Source organism: Pseudoalteromonas rhizosphaerae (assembly GCF_902498845.1).
Taxonomy (GTDB): domain Bacteria; phylum Pseudomonadota; class Gammaproteobacteria; order Enterobacterales; family Alteromonadaceae; genus Pseudoalteromonas; species Pseudoalteromonas rhizosphaerae.
In genome coordinates this window covers 274,093-292,568 of sequence record NZ_CABVLM010000001.1, presented here as the reverse complement: position 1 = coordinate 292,568, position 18,476 = coordinate 274,093, and the positions used below count along the sequence as shown (strand labels likewise).

16 protein-coding genes are annotated in these 18,476 nt (G+C 39.9%); 2 read left to right on the top strand and 14 right to left on the bottom strand.

Annotated elements, in window-relative coordinates; genetic code table 11:
- Window positions 1-2 precede the first annotated feature (2 nt).
- Window positions 3-1,169 (bottom strand): efflux RND transporter periplasmic adaptor subunit, encoded by a 1,167-nt coding sequence (locus PSR9079_RS01165; protein WP_149980115.1) that lies wholly within the window; start codon window positions 1,167-1,169, stop codon window positions 3-5.
- 118 nt (window positions 1,170-1,287) lie between these two features.
- On the opposite strand from PSR9079_RS01165, the gene PSR9079_RS01160 reads away from it, so the two are divergent.
- Entirely contained in the window at window positions 1,288-2,232 is a 945-nt protein-coding gene (locus PSR9079_RS01160; RefSeq protein WP_145236132.1) for a LysR family transcriptional regulator, read from the top strand.
- Here the strand turns inward: PSR9079_RS01160 and PSR9079_RS01155 are convergent.
- The gene (locus tag PSR9079_RS01155) at window positions 2,229-3,266 is read right to left on the bottom strand and encodes a GGDEF domain-containing protein (protein ID WP_149980114.1); all 1,038 of its coding nucleotides are present in this window, start codon (window positions 3,264-3,266) and stop codon (window positions 2,229-2,231) included. The genes PSR9079_RS01160 and PSR9079_RS01155 overlap by 4 nt on opposite strands.
- A 129-nt stretch (window positions 3,267-3,395) precedes the next feature.
- Window positions 3,396-4,262 (bottom strand): DUF6279 family lipoprotein, encoded by an 867-nt coding sequence (locus PSR9079_RS01150; RefSeq protein ID WP_145236138.1) that lies wholly within the window; start codon window positions 4,260-4,262, stop codon window positions 3,396-3,398.
- 532 nt (window positions 4,263-4,794) lie between these two features.
- On the opposite strand from PSR9079_RS01150, the gene PSR9079_RS01145 reads away from it, so the two are divergent.
- Complete coding sequence (locus PSR9079_RS01145; RefSeq protein ID WP_145236141.1) at window positions 4,795-5,520, top strand: tetratricopeptide repeat protein; 726 nt, start codon at window positions 4,795-4,797, stop codon at window positions 5,518-5,520.
- 40 nt (window positions 5,521-5,560) lie between these two features.
- Here the strand turns inward: PSR9079_RS01145 and PSR9079_RS01140 are convergent, their stop codons facing one another.
- The 11 genes from PSR9079_RS01140 to PSR9079_RS01090 all read right to left on the bottom strand — a co-directional run bounded on the left by PSR9079_RS01140 (window position 5,561) and on the right by PSR9079_RS01090 (window position 18,111).
- A complete protein-coding gene (locus tag PSR9079_RS01140) occupies window positions 5,561-6,991 on the bottom strand; it encodes a coniferyl aldehyde dehydrogenase (RefSeq protein WP_246175466.1) in 1,431 nt (476 codons plus the stop codon).
- A 110-nt stretch (window positions 6,992-7,101) separates the two neighbouring features.
- Window positions 7,102-8,577, bottom strand: coding sequence for an SLC13 family permease (locus PSR9079_RS01135; protein ID WP_149980112.1), 1,476 nt, complete (start codon window positions 8,575-8,577; stop codon window positions 7,102-7,104).
- Between the two features lie 11 nt (window positions 8,578-8,588).
- Window positions 8,589-9,551, bottom strand: a complete 963-nt coding sequence (locus PSR9079_RS01130; RefSeq protein ID WP_145236151.1) for a porin — start codon at window positions 9,549-9,551, stop codon at window positions 8,589-8,591.
- A 228-nt stretch (window positions 9,552-9,779) separates the two neighbouring features.
- The gene (locus PSR9079_RS01125) at window positions 9,780-11,147 is read right to left on the bottom strand and encodes a sigma-54-dependent transcriptional regulator (protein ID WP_145236154.1); all 1,368 of its coding nucleotides are present in this window, start codon (window positions 11,145-11,147) and stop codon (window positions 9,780-9,782) included.
- Window positions 11,144-12,880 carry a sensor histidine kinase gene (locus PSR9079_RS01120; RefSeq protein WP_149980111.1) on the bottom strand — a complete coding sequence of 579 codons (1,737 nt, stop codon included), beginning with the start codon at window positions 12,878-12,880 and terminating at the stop codon, window positions 11,144-11,146. The genes PSR9079_RS01125 and PSR9079_RS01120 overlap by 4 nt, the downstream gene beginning before the upstream one ends.
- Window positions 12,881-12,916: 36 nt before the next feature.
- Window positions 12,917-14,893, bottom strand: coding sequence for a TonB-dependent receptor (locus PSR9079_RS01115; protein WP_149980110.1), 1,977 nt, complete (start codon window positions 14,891-14,893; stop codon window positions 12,917-12,919).
- Between the two features lie 119 nt (window positions 14,894-15,012).
- On the bottom strand, window positions 15,013-15,276 hold the full coding sequence (locus PSR9079_RS01110; RefSeq protein ID WP_149980109.1) for a CBU_0592 family membrane protein: 264 nt from the start codon (window positions 15,274-15,276) through the stop codon (window positions 15,013-15,015).
- Window positions 15,277-15,719: 443 nt separating this feature from the next.
- Complete coding sequence (locus PSR9079_RS01105; RefSeq protein WP_149980108.1) at window positions 15,720-15,998, bottom strand: hypothetical protein; 279 nt, start codon at window positions 15,996-15,998, stop codon at window positions 15,720-15,722.
- Between the two features lie 67 nt (window positions 15,999-16,065).
- Entirely contained in the window at window positions 16,066-16,467 is a 402-nt protein-coding gene (locus tag PSR9079_RS01100; protein ID WP_149980107.1) for an ankyrin repeat domain-containing protein, read from the bottom strand.
- Window positions 16,468-16,546: 79 nt separating this feature from the next.
- Window positions 16,547-17,248, bottom strand: a complete 702-nt coding sequence (locus PSR9079_RS01095) for a hypothetical protein (protein ID WP_149980106.1) — start codon at window positions 17,246-17,248, stop codon at window positions 16,547-16,549.
- 23 nt (window positions 17,249-17,271) lie between these two features.
- Complete coding sequence (locus tag PSR9079_RS01090; protein WP_149980105.1) at window positions 17,272-18,111, bottom strand: transposase; 840 nt, start codon at window positions 18,109-18,111, stop codon at window positions 17,272-17,274.
- Window positions 18,112-18,476 lie beyond the last annotated feature (365 nt).

Here is an 18,476-nt window from a genome sequence, read left to right as displayed (position 1 = left end):
TCCTACTTCTTAGCCATAAGTGTGTGCTGCGCCGTTGGCGATAACGTAAAAGCAACACCAGTTGTGTCTAGGGTCACTGTATTAGGTGAAATCGGCATGCCAGGTCCAACACGCGCAGGACCATTAACCGCAATCACATCGCCAGCTTTTAAGCCCGAGGTAATAGCGCGAAAACTGCCATAGCGCTCACCGGTTGTAACCAGTTTATATTCGAGAATATTGCCTTCACCTACAGTGAGCACAAAGCGATTTTTTAAATCGGTGCCAATTGCTCTATCAGGCACAATAACTTGCTCTGTAACGTCATTGGCCGCTAACTTAATACGTGCAAATGAACCGGCGCGTAAGGCGGTATTTTCATCAAATCGTGCACGCACTCGCAAAGTACCTGTTGCTGCATTGATTTGATTATCAATAAAGTCGATATAACCGGTGTGTGCAAAGCCATTTTGACCCACTTTTTGCATGACTACTTGCTGATGAGCAGCGGCGGTTACTTCATCAAATGAACTATTCCAAGTACGTTCATCAACATCAAAGTAAGCATACATAGTTTGATTTGATACGATTGAAGTCAGTACACTTTGCCCTGCAAGCACATTATTACCTTTGGTAATATTTGCACGCGAGATCACACCATCAATGGGTGAACGTATATCTGTAAATTCTAAATCTAAATTAGCTGCAATTAGCTGGGCTTTTAAGGCCGCAAGTTGTGCTTCACGTTGGCGTAACGTTGAGGTACGTGATTCCGCTTGCTCTGTTGAAATCGCTTTTCGCTCGGTTAATCGCACCGCTCTTTTAGCTTCACTTTGCGCTTGCGATAAAGCGGCTTCAGCACTGACTACTTGTGCCTCTAAACTTGCTACAACCGCAGCATATGGGCGAGCGTCAAGTTTAAACAGTAAGTCACCCTGTTTAACCTCGTCGCCCTCATTAAACGCAATATGCTCAATAACTCCGGCAACACGTGGCATAAGTGATACTTCTTCCGGCGCTTCTAAACGCGTAGTGTAGGTGTGCCAGTTTTGCACTGGCTTAATGATCACTGAGGCAACATCTATTGGTTGAAGATGTGGTTGATTGCTCTGTTGAGCAGGCTCTTCTGCACAACCGGTGAGGGCAAGTGATGCCCCTAAAACTGCAATAGCTATTAAGTGTTTGTTCATGACGACGCTCCATTTAGTGTATTTTTCTATGTTACGGAACATTTTTGTGGACAAAAACCATAGATTTTTAAATTCATTAATGCCAATATGGCATCAATTAAATATTGGTGAGTAATTAATGGATACCACAAGTCGCTTATTGATGTTGTTAGAAGTCGTTGAGCGAGGCTCATTCGCTAAAGCAGCAGAAACCCGTAATATTGATCGTTCAGTGATCTCAAAACAAATAAGTCGTCTCGAAGATGATTTAGGAGTACGTTTACTGAACCGCACCACCCGCTCATTTTCACTGACAGCTGCAGGGGCCGAAATGATTAAAAAGGCCAGTGAGTTGAGGCAACTACTAGGTGAAACTGTACGTTTAGCCGAGAATTATCACCAAGAGCCACGCGGTGTATTAAAAATCACTTCATCAACCATTATCGGCAGGCGTTATCTACAACCTGTAATTAATGATTTTCAAAAACGCTTCCCGCAAGTAGAAGTTGAACTAAGACTCGATGATAAGTTAGTTGATCTGGTATCTGAAGGCTTTGATCTTGCTTTTCGGGTCGGTGAGCCAAAAGACTCATCACTGATCGCACGTAAAATTGCGCGCAATAGATTACTAATATTAGCCGCACCTGAGTTTATTCAAACGTATGGATTGCCAAGTAAAATAGAGGACTTAATTGATTTACCCGCAGCCAGTTATTCCAGCACTTCGTTGCGCGTTGAGGGTATTCGTTATGTAGATCAATATGGTCTACCGCAAGAGCAAAAAATTAAGAGTGTGTTTAGAGCCAATGATGCCGAGGTACTGCTCGATAAAACGCTTTCTGGAACAACCTATGTGCTCGCGCCAGCATTTATTATTAATGATGAAATAAAGCAAGGACGTTTAGTGCCCTTATTAACAGACATCAAATTACAAGAATACAGTGCGATGTACGCGGTATATCCACACCGTGATTTACCTGTAAGAACACGGTTATTTTTTGATGCGATACGTGATCACTTAGGTAAAGAAACACCACTTTGGGAAAGTAACATTCCCGGTTTCGAGCACATGTATCTAGGTTAAGAAACCTGTTCTAGTTTTGCTGAGTATTTCTGCGAGTCAAAATAAACATTGTTTCGACCATGTTTTTTTGCATAATAAAGTTGCTCATCTGCTGCTTTAATCGCTTGTTTTAGGCTATCGCCATCACGATAAGCAGCTAAACCGATACTTGCTGTTAAACTTATTTCACGCGCACCAACATTGATAGCCGTACTTTGCAAACCGACTCTGATATTTTCAGCAATTTGATAAGACTCTTGTTGATTTGAATCAGGAATGAACAGTGCAAACTCTTCGCCGCCAGTACGAAAAACTCGCCCCTTGTTAAGTGTTTCTCTTAATATAGTGGCAATTTCAACCAGAACTTGATCGCCCACATCATGACCAAATTCGTCATTTACTTTTTTAAAGTAATCAAGATCTAGCACCATAATAAATAAATTAATTTTGTCTACCAACTCAACTTCAAAGTAATGGTTCATTGCTAAACGGTTGCCGGTGTTTGTCAGCGGATCTAACAAGGCAAGGTTTTCTAGTCGCTCTGAAAATTGTGCTCGGCTCGCTTCAAAAATATGCGCAGTAACCCAAACTATCACATAGCTAAAACTCATATTTAGGTACAGGTTAAGCTCTGAAAATGGTGCTAAGGAGGGTTTACTAATAAACACAGTCGTTTGTACACACACTAATAACAACGATAGGTAAAAACCACACTTACAACCTAACAATAAATAAAATAATATAGGTAAAGTAAAAGTCCAGACGAACAGGCCACTCTTAACAACAGCAAGGTAAGTGCCCAAGATTACTAATAGCATAATACAAAGGCACAATAATAACGGCTGCCAAGTCTGAAATTTTCGTGTCCGAGCATAGTTAAAAGTATAAAAACAATAAATAGCAAAAACCCCTTCTAAAATCCCTAATGAGTAAAAGTCATTAATAAAAAGATTAAAATAGGTAAAAACACTCGCTAAAATTCCGAAACAGAAACAAATCCATTTCAGTAAATTTTCACGTAATACTTGAGCGCTATCTAAGGCTGCGATATCCATTGATTAACTTTAATTCGAACGAAAAAAAGTCAGTCTAACGGTTAATTGAAAGAGTACAAGCTCTATTTGTTTTTGATATATTCATTTTTATAAAAAATTTTTAAAATTAAGATCTTAGCAACTAACAGCCTATTCATCATTAATTAATTGTTCTATATCTTCTAACATATCGGAGAACTCAGCATTAGCATGCTGGCGCTGTTTTGCTGTCAACGTGGCTCTTAAACTCACAAGTAAACGCGCATAGCGCTTTGAATTTTCAGCATCTAAGCGAATTAATTCGTCACTCATAAACACCTCTCGCTCAGTAATGACAGCTGATAATTGGCTAATAAACTGATCGCGGCTAAGTTGGCTATCAAAAAATACCTGTTTGAGTTTATCCAGCCGAGTTTGCTTGTAAGCTTGCCTTAATAAAAATGTTGCTTGAAATTCGCTGTTCGCTTGGGTGATCAAAGACACTTGTTGTTCACTCAGTTTACCAAGCCACTGTTTATAAGTATCTAACTGACGTTCAAGGCGATCTTGCTCACGCTGTGTTGGGGTTTGTTCATTATACTCGTCACTTTCTGTTGTTATATCCTCTGCAATGGCAGCAACAAATTCTTCTCTTTGCTCCGTGGATAAACCAATAGCAAGTTCAATAAGATCGTCTCTTACATACATAACTAACGATTGCCAATGTGTTTTAAAGCCTTGAAAATACGTTAATAATGCTTGCTCTGAAGGGTCTTCATCAAGTAGCTTTTGTAATGCCAACAGATCCTGTCGATACAAAGGTAATTGCGTCTTACGATGCCAATCCCGACTTTTCTTAATTAAGTCTTTAGCTTGTTTGCTTTGCTGCTTCGATAAATCAACGTAGTCATCAATCCAAAACGCCGATAACCAGCCTATATTATTGTAGGTAAATGTAGCTGAGCATCCAGTCAGAGCTAATAGAAACACACCAACTACTGCGGATTTATAATTCAAGCACATGTTTTTTATAGACATTTTTATTTTTCTTACGGTTCTTTATAGCACTACGTTAATCAACTTAGCGCATTATGTAAATGAGGGGATTAAAATAAAACCGAACAAATGGAAATAATTATCATTTAGCTATTGACGCACATTCAAATACAAGTAATAATCGATCGCATCAACACCAAGCAGCCCAACACGACACGTTTGCGCTTCTTGTAAGAATTGAACGTACCGACCTCAGTGCCCTAGGGAAGATCGACCAGTAAGGATGCTGGGCCCCTTTAGTACAAAGTTGTTGATGAAGATGGTGACGCTTCGAGCATATTACTTACTCGACCCAAGTAATATAATTAAAAGATCACACTCACTTGCTACATTGTTCATATCGGTGACGGTTGATATGACCCAAAAAGCCCCATCAGGGGCTTTTTTTATTCCTTTAAATTTTCTGTAATATCTGTATCTTATGTCTAAGTTTTATCATTTATAGTGCGAAGCTGGGCAATTGTGGTTGTTGGGACTAAAATTAAACAGTAACACGCTAATTGGAGGTATTGTCATGTGGCAGCCGAAGTTTAAGATATTGTTGATGGTCGGTGCACTTAGCATCTGTGGTGTTGCTCATGCGGGACTTGAAGAAGGGATCCGCGCAGCCAATGAAGGTCAATTTGAAGATGCACTTAGAGAGTTTAACTACCTTGCAGAAAAAGGCTTTGCACCAGGAATTTACGAGCTAGGGCAGCTATATGAAGGTGGCCACGGCGTAACGCGCGACTATCACAAAGCTGCTGAACTTTACCAGCAAGGCGTTAAAAAGAACCACGTCGACTCAATGTTTGCATTAGCTGTACTTTACCAAGAAGGTAAAGGCGTTAAACTTGATAAACAAATGTCAGTTTCACTCTTTAAGCAAGCCGCGGCAAAAAACTTACCTGCTGCTCAGTTTAACTTGGGTGTGATGTACGCCAACGGCGATGGCGTTGCGCAAGATTATAAAGAAGCTATTAAATGGTATGAAAAAGCCGCTGGTAATAATTATACGCTAGCACAGTTTAATATGGCGCTGATGTATTTCGAAGGCCATGGAGTCGAAAAAAACATCGAAAAATCATACATCTGGAACACTGTTGCTGAGTATAATGGTAATTTAGATGCCAGTCACAGTCGCAAGCTAGATGAGCGCAAGCTGATGCCTGCGCAAATTGCAGAAGCCAAAGAAAAAGCTGATGCATTGTATGAAAAAATCCAAGCTGGGCTGTATGCGGGCGAAGATCGGATGTTTTAACTGCCAGTTAAAACGCTATTGGATTGTACTTAACGCCAATTTATGGCCGCAAGTACAACCATTTGAGTATTTTAATCAATATCTTATTTTGCGCCAACAACAATCCTAATTTAGGATTAAAACCACCCGTTTTCAATGTATTACGTGCATGGCTAAAGGTTAAAAAGCCTTCTATACCGTGATAGTTTCCCATCCCAGAAGGACCTAAGCCACCAAATGCCGCATCATCAGCAGTCACCTGCATTAAGGTGTCATTTATTGCGAAGGTACCACTTTGTGTTTGCTGTTGAATACCTTCATTGATTTGTTTATCTTGCCCCATTATGTACAAAGCTAACGGCTGAGGACGTTGATTTATGTATGCAATCGCCTGAGGTAAAGCTTGATAACTGACAATCGCAAGAATTGGTCCAAACAGTTCTTCTTGCATCAACTTCATATTGTCATTCACATCAGTCACAATGTGCAAACCAAGACGATGCTTATGTTCGTCGCTTTGGTTTTCATCTAACGGCTTAATTATCTGTGCACCCTGTTGCTGTGCATCTGCCAATAAATCGGTTAAACGCTGAAAATGGTGGTGATTAATAACCGAGGTTAAATTTTTCCCCTCGACACCTAAGTTATAATGTTTTTTATATAAGCTACAGAGACTTCTGACTAACTGATGCTGTAAGTTTTCCGGCACTAAAACATAATCGGGGGCAACACAGATTTGCCCTGCATTGGTCATTTTACCAAATAAAATAGCTTTAGCTGCCTTATCTATATCCGCTTGCGCGGTAATGATAACGGGCGATTTGCCACCTAACTCAAGAGTTACTGGGGTAAGGTTTTTACTCGCAGCGGCCATAACATGGCGCCCTACAGCTGTAGAGCCGGTAAAAAATAAGTGTGCGAATGGCAAACAGCTAAACTGTTGACTTAATTGCGCTTCACCTTCGATCACTGCGCAATGTTCGCTAAGCTCGCCGATAAATAGTTTTTTGATTACTTGATTGGTGTGCGGAGTAAATTCACTGACCTTTAATAATACCCGATTACCTGCGGCAATTGCGGTTATCACCGGCACGATTGATAATTGAATTGGGTAATTCCATGGAGAAATTATTCCCACCACTCCTTTGGGTTGATAGCTCACAGCAACTTTTGATGGCGCTAGGCTCAAACCCGCTTTTCGTGGTGAATTTTTTGCCCATTTAGGTAAATGCTTGATGGTGTGGCTGATCGTTTTGATCGTAGGCAGTATATCACCCAAAATCGTATCAAAAGCAGTGCGAAAGCCAAAGTCTTTCGAGCTTGCAGCTACCAATTCAGCCTCTAATGCCAACAGTTCACGTTTTAAAGATTTTAATAAACGGATCCGCTGTGATAATGCTAAATATGGCTGGGCATCAAAATGCAGCTGCATTTCATCAAATTGCGCTTTTAGCTCAGGGTTATATACAGTGCCAGTGTCAGACAAAAGCATACTCATAAACAAAATAAAGATTTAACCACTATAACTTTGTTTCTTAGCAGGGGCAATATAGAGCGCTATCAACAAACGAATAGCGCTCCGGTTGGGTAACTTTGAATTACTTAAAAATTAAATACCGATGCAGCAAGGGTCATAGTGACAAATGTGATCAGCGCAATTGCAACAATATTTAATGCAAAGCCGGCTTTAATCATATCCCGCATTTGAATTTGCCCAGAGCCAAACACAATGGCATTAGGCGGGGTCGCTACAGGCATCATAAACGCACAACTACAGGCTATAGCCGCAGGAATAACCCAGACCAATGGCGAACCTGTGACTGACTCAGCGACAGGGCCAAGTAGTGGTAAAAATCCAGCTGCGGTTGCTGTATTACTGGTGATCTCAGTTAAGAAAGTGATTAAGGTTGCAATTGCTAATACACTCAATACTAATGGAATGGCGCTGACGCCTTCAATCATATGAGCTATGTATTCAGCCAAACCTGATGACTTTATTTGTGCCGCTAGGGTTAAGCCACCACCAAACAACAATAACACTCCCCAAGGAACTCCAGCCGCACTTTGCCAATCAAGAATACGTTCATCACTGCCTTTATTAGCAGGCAAAACAAATAATAATAATGCAGCAGCAATGGCAATACCGGTATCCGATATTTTTAAACCAGAAAAATCAGCGATCAGAGGTCTAAATATCCAGCACACAGCTGCAAATAAAAACACACATAACACCCCTTTCTCAGCGCGTTGCATGGTGCCAAGACCTTTTAACTGCGAGCTAAATAGTGACTTGGTGTCGACTTTTTTAGATTTTTCATCCGTTTTATCAACTTTGTAAGCAAACTTGGTCAGCCACAACCAACAGATGATCAACATAGTCAGTGACAATGGCACACCCACCATCATCCATTGCGCAAAACCAATTTCAATTTTATAACTATCTGATAAATAAGCGGCCATCAATGCATTCGGTGGCGTACCAATTAATGTTGCAATGCCGCCAATGCTGGCACCATAAGCAATAGAAAGTAACAGTGCTTTACCAAAACCATTATTATTTGGATTAGATTTTTGCACTAAATGGGTGATAGACATAGCAATAGGTAACATCATCACTGCTGTTGCAGTATTTGACATCCACATTGATAAAAATGCCGTTACTAACATCATCGCTAATATCTGCAAACTCGGTTTTGAGCCCGCGTAGAGCATAGTACGTAAAGCAATGCGCTTGTGTAAGCCCCAACGCTCCATCGCAATGGAGATCAAAAAGCCACCTAAAAACAAAAATATTAAGGGGTGCGCATACGGTGCAGCGACACTTTTTATCGCAGCAATGTCAGCCAACGGAGAAAATACCAACGGCAATAGCGCCGTAGCTGGGATAGGAACTACTTCACTCACCCACCATGATGCCATCCAAAATGCTAATCCTGAAGTACGAAGAGCAGCGGTACTCATGCCAGCAGGAGGATCGATCAAACACGTAAGTAACATGACCGCAGGGCCCAATAACAGCAGCAACATCTGTATCATTGGATTTTTTTCAGGTTTATCGTCTAAAGTTTGTGTGCTCATATTCAACCCCTTTAAAATTTATACTTTAAGCCAAGGGCTAAGCTACTATCCGTTTGCTGTTGCAAATCTAAGTCAGTATAGAATAAGTACGCGGTAGTTTGTTTATCAAATAAATAATCCACACCTGCAGTCCACTGGCTGCCCTTAGTACTTTGGCGAATAGTTGAGTCATCACTGGCAAATTGTAGTTTTGGCTGCCATTTGTCAATGGTATAACTGGCACTCAACACATAGCCGTTTCCTGATTTAGTACCATCTACTGACTCACTGTGCTGGTAAATAGCACCTAGTTGTAAATCATTTTTTTGCCACGCGCCAACGATGCGACTGGCGTTGATATTATTGAGTGAATCAATATGGCTGATCGCCACATAATAATTTTTATTTTTTAAACCACGGTCACCATAAATTAACGTAGCGGCATAACCGGCTTCATTATTGGCACTGTCATCCTTCAAAGCATAGGTAAGTGATAGCTGAGCACCCGCATATGATTTTGAACTATACGTTATGGTATCACCAAGGCGATCTTGACCCGGTAGTAATTGAGCAATATCGGCTTGAGTTTCATTGAAGTTATCAACTTTACCTTCTGAATACTTAAAGCGTGTATCGTTTCGACCAACTACAACTTCACCAAAATTTCCCGCTAAACCTAAATATGTATTACGGGCACTAAATGGCTCATCGGTATCATCGTGCTCAAAGCCCTTTACTTGCACTTCGTATTTAAATACCGCTTTTAACGAGTCAGTGAGTACATGTTGCCCTTTCACACCAATGCGTGAAAAAGGCGCATCGATTTGCGTTCCTTTTTTAGCATAGCGCATTACACCGTTGTCAGTATTAGCAATTTGCACTTCTGCTTTACCATAAATGTCATACTCTGCGGCATGAACACTTTGTCCAAAGCAAGCTGCTGCAAAACTCGTTGCTACAAAAACAGGGGTTAGCTTTTTGTCTATTATTATCATTGTGTGCCCTTATTATTAGGATCATTTGTTGTTCCCGCTAATAAAGGCAAGTTTACTGCCAACTGCTTATAAAAAAGTAAAATTTAATATATTCAAATAGTTAAATTTAAAATTAAATTATACTTACAATAAAGTGTGCGGGATCCCACACACTATCAAAACGTCTGTGTCACCGTTTCCACCCATCAAATTAAGCTGAGCAGGTAAATCACTTAAGCAAAGCTCTGGTTAATCAATAAACATGTCACGATTGAGGCCATATTTACTCATTTTGTCATACAAGGTTTTACGGGCAATCTGTAAGGTATTCATAGTTTCTTTAATACTACCTTGGTGGCGCTCAAGGGCTTCTTCGATTAAAGATTGCTCATAAAAGCACACTTTTTCCGCCAAACTCAGATCGGGCGATAACTCACTGCCATTATTATTTTCGGTATTGGCGAACGCTAATTCAGCACCCAGCAGCACCGCTCGTTCAGCTTGGTTTCTAAGCTCTCTGACATTACCTGGCCACTGGTAACTAAGTAAACGCTGTAATATATCGCTACTTAGAGGAGCCGGAGGTTTATGAAAACGAGTCGCGGCAATAGAGCTAAAATGTTTGAATAATAAAGGAATATCAGCTTTCCTATCACGCAATGCCGGAATACTTACCCTCACTAAATTGAGTCGATAATATAAGTCAGCTCTGAAGTCCCCTTTTTCGACCAAGGATAATAAATCAACTTTGGTTGCCGCAACGATACGTATGTCTAAGTCAACGGCGGTATTAGCGCCGACGGGGGTCACTTTTCGCTCTTCTAAAACGCGAAGTAACTTTACTTGTAATGATGCCGGTGTGCTTTCTATCTCATCTAAAAACACCGTACCACCTTGAGCAAACTCAAACTTACCTTGGCGACTGTGTGTTGCCCCTGTAAACGCGCCACTGGCCGCACCAAATAGTTCACTTTCAATCAGTTGCTCTGGTATGGCACCACAGTTAATTGCCACAAAATTACAGTTTGAACGGCTGCTTTGGTCGTGTAAAAAGCGTGCAACTAACTCTTTACCGGTGCCAGTTTCACCTTCAATCATTACATCTGCGGGAGTGTCGATCACCGCATTAAGCAAATGCATCATTTGCTGCATTTGCACGGTTTCCCCTAAGATCCGCACACCTGGGGCTGACGTTTTTTCTACCGCTAATTTTAAAGCACGGTTTTCCATTACCAAGGCACGCTTATCGCACGCTCTGGCAATGCAATCTAATAACTGCTCAGTGAGAGGTTTTTCAAATAAGTCGTAAGCTCCTAATTGCATTGCTTTAACAGCCACTGATACATCAGCAAATCCAGTCAGAAAGATCACTGGTAATTCGCTATCAAATGCTTGAACTTGTTCTAAAAAAGCCAGCCCATCCATTTTCGGCATATTAATATCACTGAGCACCACCCCGTTAAAACGACGATTAAGTTTTGATAAAGCACTCATTGGATCACTAAAACACTGTACTTGATAGCCTTCGAGGGTCAGCAATTGGTCAAGTGAATCGCGGATCATCGCTTCGTCATCAATAACAATGACCTGTTTACAATCAGTTGCTAACGTATTCATAACGCTCCTTTAGTACTTGCTAAGGTAATAATGAATTGAGCACCACCGCCAGGGCGATTATGCGCACTTAAACAGCCATTAAATGAATTAATAATTTGCTTAGAAATAGATAGCCCTAAGCCAAGGCCATTAGTCGATTTAGTGCTATAAAAAGGCTCAAAAATAGTCCCAAGCGCATGTAACTCGATACCAGGCCCAGTATCCAAAATAGACAGCTTAACGCGGTCGTCAAACTGCTCTATCTCAAAACTCAGCTCTCGCACAGTACTGTCAGCCATTGCTTGGCTGGCATTGGTGATCACATTCACTAATACTTGCTCAAATTTAATGCCATCAACCCATACTTTTACAGTGTCAGCAATATCAGCGGCGTTAACGTTGACATCATCCTGCTTTAATTGCGCGGAGGCGATCACCATGGCATTTTTAAGTAACTGGCTTAAGCTTTGCTCTCTTAACTGTGTTTGTGCCGGTTTGCTAAAGTGCTTTAATTGTCCAACAATTTTATGTACTCGTTCGATCAGCGATTGCACAATAACAATATTTTCAGCGGCCTTTGCAATATCACCTTTGGCAATCAAGCGCTTAGCACTAACCAAATACGTACTCATAGCACTCAAGGGTTGGTTAATCTCATGATTGATACCTGCACTAAGTTGACCTATGGTGGCCAATTTGGCTGTTTGCACCAGCGCTGTTTGTGCTTTTTCGAGTGCATGGGTGCGCTCTATAACTTCTTGCTCAAGGCTATGACGAGAAAAAAGTAATTTTTTATAGCCGGCAAAACGTGCCATTAAACTGTAAAAAAGCATTAACCCCCCAGCATAAATCACACTCAACCAAAACAATCGCCCTAGTTGATTAATATTCACCGACGATATATCAACAAGCACAGTTATTTTTGCATTAAGTCGCTCAATCGGCGCACTTGCAGGCACATATTTACTGCGTTTATTCGCATCATTAACGTATAACAGGGGCATCCCTTGGCTAATAATGTGCTCAGCAGTGATAACTTTTGGTACATACTCTAGGTAGCGTCGGCTTGTCGTAAAGTGTTGATAGTCTGCTGCTGTGAGGCTATGCAACGAATTGAGTCGCCATGAGGGGCTATCGGACATAGCAATAATATTATCGTCTAAGCTTAAATAAAAATGGCTAGCGTGGGACGCATTCAGTAATTGTCGATCAGTTTCAAACTTAGATACATTCACTTTTAAGGTGACCACACCTATTACTTGGCCATCGCGATAAATCGGTTCAGAAAAATAAATACCCCGTTCTTTAGATCGTAAACCAAGAGCAAAATAGGCAATTTTGTTACCCGCCAATGCCTGAGAAAAATACGGACGAAATGCAAAGTTATTACCGATATAACTGTAATCAAGTTGCCAATTGCTCGATGCAATAACATCCCCTTCACGATTAAGTACATAGACGTCTGATGCACCACTGGCTTGTTGGATATCAGCCAAGTAATTATTAATAGGCTGCACGGGCTGATCAGTATCACTGAGAAATGCAGTGAGTAACTGGTTATCAGTAACTAAATGAGGAATAGTTGCAAAACGAGAGAGTTCGGTATCAAGATAATTACGCAATTGACCCACTTGGAGTTCAGCTTGCTGCTTTGCTTGACTTAAATCATAGTGTCGGCCAAATAAAAAACTAAGCAACAATACACTAATTAAAATGGCAACAGCGATTAATATTTTTCGGGGAAAACGCAGCATGATCAACCAAAGGGCACACCTGAGCGTCCCTAAAACTTAAAATTTGATTTGATAGTGTAACGAGTATTCACTGCCGACACCAGCAACAGTGCCATCTGTAACTCTTGGATCGTACACACGGTAGTGCTTATCTAAGAGATTATGGGCTTTAAAACTAATTTCACTGCGTGCAGAAAATTGCCAACTAACAGCCCCGCCGAGCAAAAAGTAAGCCGGTTGAGTAAAGTCGCTTGTCATTGTCGGGCCACTGACGGCATCGCGCCAAACACTATTGAGGCTCAGCACCCATTGCTGATGATGATAATTAGCAATCACACTAGCAAAGCGCTTAAACGTTGGCTTAATTGGCGTATCAAAATACTCGGTGTAGGTCGCTTCCACTGATAAATCACTAGTAATGTGGATCATGCTATCTAATTCAACACCACGATTAATGTCATCTAATTGGTTTTCAAAGGTAAACTGATTATTGGCAGCTGAATTTGGCACTAGATTGATAAAATCAACAAGTTGAGTATAAAAAAGCACCGAATTAATATGCCAATCTTGTCCCTCGTAGCGCCAAACAAGCTCTGTGGTTTTAACATATTCAGACTTTAAGTTTGGATTGCCCTTAGTCACATCATCATCTGAATACAATTCATTCGTCACAGGAGTGCGAAACGATTCACCGTATTGTAATTTAAAAGTATGCGCGCGAGTTGGTGAGTAGATTGCGGAAATGCGCGGCGATAATTTACTGTCTATCGCTTTAACATCATCATAACGTGCCCCTAAAAATAAGGTCAATTGCTCAGCAAAAGGCACTTTGATTTGCCCATAAATACTTCGGGTTTCAAAAGTCGATTGCAAACTCTGAAATGGCGCATAATTACTGATTGTAACAATCCCCCCTTGATAAAACGGATCTTCAACAATAATTTCACCGCTGTTTATATCAAAATAATTAACACGTAAGTCCGCTTTATGTTGCTCTGCGCGGCTATATTGCAAGCCTGAATTGATTGACCAACCATTATTAAATTGCTGACTGGCCTCTACACTGACTGTTAAATCCGTTGTATGCCAATCAGGACCAACAAAAAAATCATAACTAGCGTTAGGTAAAGTTGCTGCAGGTGCGATTAATCCAGCACTTTGTATTTGATGATGTGCATACGCTATTTTTGTAGTCAAAGTACGTGTATCAGTTTCAAGCCAATCATAACCTACTGATAGAAAAGTATTCTCACTACGATGTTGATTACTGTCAGAATAACCACCAAGATTTAAAAACTCATTCAGTTCAACCTGATTATAACGCGCTCTCAAAGCCAGTTTATTGATATTGACACCCGCTTCAAAGTAAACTGATTGCAGTGGATCGTTTACCCCTTGTGGATAACGCTTACCACTTTTCTGGTTATACGCGCCATTAGCAAATAGATGTGTTTGCTGATTAACTTGATGACTAACCGAGAATGCAGCGCCGGTTTGAGCTACATTTCCCACAGCCAGCGACATTTCATTATTTTGGCTTTTAGTCACTATATTCATCACCCCTAAGAATGCATTACTGCCATATAAAGCAGAGCCAGGGCCACGTATAAATTCAACTTTATCAATAATTTCTATAGGTATATAAGGAATATAAACTGACGCTTTGCCAAATGATGACTCATTTAAACGCTCACCGTTGATCATCACTAAAATATTGCCACTATCAAGGTACACACCCCTTGCGTGATCTTTTGGTACAGCGCCTACCCAATCACCACGAGTAGATTGCATACCTGGAACAAAATTCATCAATTCAAACGCATTATTCACCCCAAGTAAGGCTATTTTTTTGCGATTAAAAACAGTGATAGTTGAGGGGGCAGAAGCGAGAGTTTCTAAGGTTTTTGAGGCAATATCGACATGAACGTCAAGCAAATCTTCAAAGCTAAGCGCAAATAAATCATCAGCGTCGCTCGCCAGTAAGGGGGCTGTGTTAACACATAAAAAAAGACATGCTGTTAGCTCTAAAATCATTACGCCGCTTTACACCTATATTTTTTATTAGAATTACTACATCATAAAATAACGTAGTATTTACAATATTAATACAAATGTGACACGGCGTGAGAGTTTTTCTCTATTAATTTATAAATTTAGGCTACAGCTGAAATCTGCTTAGCTTTTAGGTATTTATATAAACCAATTAATGAAGCTGCGATCCAAAATATTTCAATCACAAAACTTGCTAAATTAAAGTTATAACAAAGACTTATAAGCAACAAAATAGCGCCAGATAAGTTCATCATGTTATATAAAAGCCCAGTAGGTTTAGCTTTACCCAGTTGTAGCATAAAAAACGCGCCAACCACTAAAAACGTACCTGTCATACCAACAATATCAAATAAAAGTGCAATCACGGGTGTCCCCTATCCTTTTTAATCATACCCAATAAACTGGCCCATTCCATGGGGAGGGTTGTTTTCAATCATTGAAACAGCAAACCGAGTAAGTTTAGCAGCCTCGCCAACAGCGCACAGGATAAATGTCCGTATTTGAACTGAATAACCCCATATTTATCAGAGACTCTTGAACTTTAATTCAAATAATTGTGCTATTCATAACGAATCGACTCTAGCAAACGCTCTATTATAGATCAGGGCAAGGTCACGAACTTTACCTTGACTTAAAAGTATGATCTTATACTCCTTTTTAAGGAATTCCTCATGCCTGATATACAGTGCATAGGGGTCTACAGTGCAAATGGGTCGGTTCGTTGCTTCACAACACTACTCATATACCAATACCTGAACAATCATGACAAAGTATTATGAAGCAAGTGATCTGACCCCTATTATTTTCTCTATTCCACGACAGTAGACGAGGTATAGACAACACCGCGTTTTAATGTCCAAGCAGTTAGCGTCAATGAGGTCATTACTGTATTTTCTTGCTTAATTAACATCCACCCTCGGCCACTAGTGCAATGCTCAGGCACTTCATTGGCATTTATACGCACAAGTAACCCTGAGCTAATACTGGTAATATTCGTAATTTCCCCACTAACATGGCCCTTGCCAATAGCTGCAATTGCATCAGCAGAAAATAAAACATTAATAAATATAAACACTCTTAATAACATTTAATTTAATATCCTTATTAAAAATAACTATTATGATAAGAAGGCAAAAAGAAAGACCTACGCCTATTTATTTCCTTCCCATAGAATTAACACAATCAATATATTTATTTGCCATTCTCAATAATTGAGTATATTCAGAGCTTGTCATTTCTTTGAGTAGCTCTAACATTTTTTTGTCCTTAGCACTTGCAGCAACAAATATTGGGCTTTCTATAAATTGCCGTTTTGAAAATAAAGGTATACCGTTACTTAGCAAATACCTGACACCTACATAGTTTGAACGATATACAGCCATATCAAGCAAAACATCCCCATATTTTTGAAGGATATTACTCTTTTCAAATTCCATTTCATTATTCATTAGTCTCTTCAATACCTTACTTGGGAAATCATACTCTCTCATAAGTTCATGTCCTAACTCTCGGCGAGCACGTTCACCTGCCTCACTCAAGTCAGCCGTTTGAATCATCTCTACATACTTGGAGCAAGACCAGACATTATTTGGACACAGTAAAAGTATTGAGATAATATATTTTATTAATCGTTTATTACCGAGGGACATAATCAACCTCTACTCCTATAATTCTGTGATATTTGAACTGATGTTTTATCGGTATATAGGTTGGCGCAGACAAGCCTAATAAATCACCGGCCAAGTGTCCAATCCACCCAGAAGGATTTGTAACAACTTTAGCTGAAGTTCCTAACGCTGTTTCCAACAGATTATTTGTATTACTAAATATTTTGCCTGTAGTTGCAAGTGTCTCAATCATTCTAAAGTCACTAATGTGGTCATGTACCGAACTTCTAAGCATAGTACCTTTTAACTTTGAAAGATGTGGATAAAGTTCTTTTATTTTTACGTAGTCATCATTGTCCCATAAATCCGAAAGTTCTCTTCCTCGATTATGGGCTTCTTCAGCAATTTCACTTTGTAATTTAGCCTTTTGTGAATCCGATAATTTAGATAGTTTATCTCCCAGTTCATTAACTACAAATTGAATCGCACTAGTTACAGCCCCATTACCAAACTTGCCTCCAGTTAACTTAGATACAGTACCTCCAGCAATAGCCATTACAACAGTTTTGCTAACGTCATTCATATCGATATTGGCATCCACTCCCATACCAACACCTTTCATAACTCCTGCTGTGATAAAACCATGGCCAAACTTTCCACCTTGTAACTCCGACAAAACACCACCGACCATTGCATGTGTTCCAACAAATGCTTCCTTACCCCATTGCATAGCCTTACCGCGAGGTATAAGGGTCAGGTCTTTCTTTTTGACACTATTTTACTTACCCTAGAATAATGAAGATGAAAGTAATCGCCAACCTCTTTCAACGTATACCCACCGGATGCATAAGCAGCTCTTATGGCATCATTACGACTACTAAATTGTTGAGCATATTCTGTTAATGCTAACGCTGCCATGCGCCTTTGCTTTTGGGGTACTTCCGATAAATCGCCTTGCTGCTCTTTAAGTAACTCTAAATGCTCCTTTACAAACTCAGCACTACCTAAAAATACCTGATTTGAAATATTACCCCAAGGATCCAGCCCTTTTCCTTGCTCTACAAACTGCGCAAACTTACGTCTGGCTATTGTTTTATACTTTGCAAATTGCAGTAACATTTTATCTATCGCAAACCATTGAGGAATAGGCTCTTGACCCATTACATAATTCCAGCTACTCCAAGGCCAATCCGATAGACTATCGGCCATTTTCGCTCTAATTGGGTTTAAAACAATATACCTATTTAGCTCTAATAAATATGCATCCTTATCAACCAAAATTGCCTTATAACGCCCTTGGAATAAATGCCCCACACGTCGATGTTTTCTATTAAACCACTGCGTATACACACCATTTAATTGTCGCATCCCTTTGCTTAAATTCGCATCCGGCGTTTCGACTAATAAATGGTAATGATTGGTCATTAAGCAAAAAGAATGGATCACCCAATTATAGCGCTCACAAACGTCTCCTAGGACTTTTAAAAATCCCTCAAAATCTGATTCATTTAAATAGATAGGCTTTCTTTCATTACCCCGCGAAGTTATGTGATATAACGCACCCGCAAACTCTAATCTTAGAGGCCTAGCCATTTTTTCCCCATCAATTCGTATAAATTAATATCTAAAGATTAGCCGCAACCAACAAAAAGGCAAGAAGAAAGACCTGACCCTATTTATCTCTATTGCCGCAGCAAAATTATTACTAATATTAAAACCATATTTTTGTGGTTGACTCACATCAACAGGGGTATCAAAGTATAGTTAGTATTATAATTGAAGAGTTAACATATATAATTTCACCTTACCCATATACTTACAATAGCCAGACTCTTTATAAGCATGACAAGTAGGTGCTGTTGCATATAAATCAGAAGTGAAAAAAGTTGCGTACAAAAAAGTAACAATTTAAAACTAATACTAGTTTGTTTCAACATCATTAATACTCTCCATAAAAT

What these genes read in the sequence shown, in the direction of transcription:
- PSR9079_RS01125 (WP_145236154.1), bottom strand. Translation starts at nt 11,147, where the DNA reads ATGAATACGTTAGCAACTGATTGTAAACAGGTCATTGTTATTGATGAC.
- PSR9079_RS01160 (WP_145236132.1), top strand. Translation starts at nt 1,288, where the DNA reads ATGGATACCACAAGTCGCTTATTGATGTTGTTAGAAGTCGTTGAGCGA.
- PSR9079_RS01140 (WP_246175466.1), bottom strand. Translation starts at nt 6,991, where the DNA reads ATGCTTTTGTCTGACACTGGCACTGTATATAACCCTGAGCTAAAAGCG.
- PSR9079_RS01155 (WP_149980114.1), bottom strand. Translation starts at nt 3,266, where the DNA reads ATGGATATCGCAGCCTTAGATAGCGCTCAAGTATTACGTGAAAATTTA.
- PSR9079_RS01095 (WP_149980106.1), bottom strand. Translation starts at nt 17,248, where the DNA reads ATGCAATGGGGTAAGGAAGCATTTGTTGGAACACATGCAATGGTCGGT.
- PSR9079_RS01120 (WP_149980111.1), bottom strand. Translation starts at nt 12,880, where the DNA reads ATGCTGCGTTTTCCCCGAAAAATATTAATCGCTGTTGCCATTTTAATT.
- PSR9079_RS01100 (WP_149980107.1), bottom strand. Translation starts at nt 16,467, where the DNA reads ATGATTCAAACGGCTGACTTGAGTGAGGCAGGTGAACGTGCTCGCCGA.
- PSR9079_RS01145 (WP_145236141.1), top strand. Translation starts at nt 4,795, where the DNA reads ATGTGGCAGCCGAAGTTTAAGATATTGTTGATGGTCGGTGCACTTAGC.
- PSR9079_RS01165 (WP_149980115.1), bottom strand. Translation starts at nt 1,169, where the DNA reads ATGAACAAACACTTAATAGCTATTGCAGTTTTAGGGGCATCACTTGCC.
- PSR9079_RS01150 (WP_145236138.1), bottom strand. Translation starts at nt 4,262, where the DNA reads ATGTCTATAAAAAACATGTGCTTGAATTATAAATCCGCAGTAGTTGGT.
- PSR9079_RS01090 (WP_149980105.1), bottom strand. Translation starts at nt 18,111, where the DNA reads ATGGCTAGGCCTCTAAGATTAGAGTTTGCGGGTGCGTTATATCACATA.
- PSR9079_RS01135 (WP_149980112.1), bottom strand. Translation starts at nt 8,577, where the DNA reads ATGAGCACACAAACTTTAGACGATAAACCTGAAAAAAATCCAATGATA.
- PSR9079_RS01130 (WP_145236151.1), bottom strand. Translation starts at nt 9,551, where the DNA reads ATGATAATAATAGACAAAAAGCTAACCCCTGTTTTTGTAGCAACGAGT.
- PSR9079_RS01105 (WP_149980108.1), bottom strand. Translation starts at nt 15,998, where the DNA reads ATGTTATTAAGAGTGTTTATATTTATTAATGTTTTATTTTCTGCTGAT.
- PSR9079_RS01115 (WP_149980110.1), bottom strand. Translation starts at nt 14,893, where the DNA reads ATGATTTTAGAGCTAACAGCATGTCTTTTTTTATGTGTTAACACAGCC.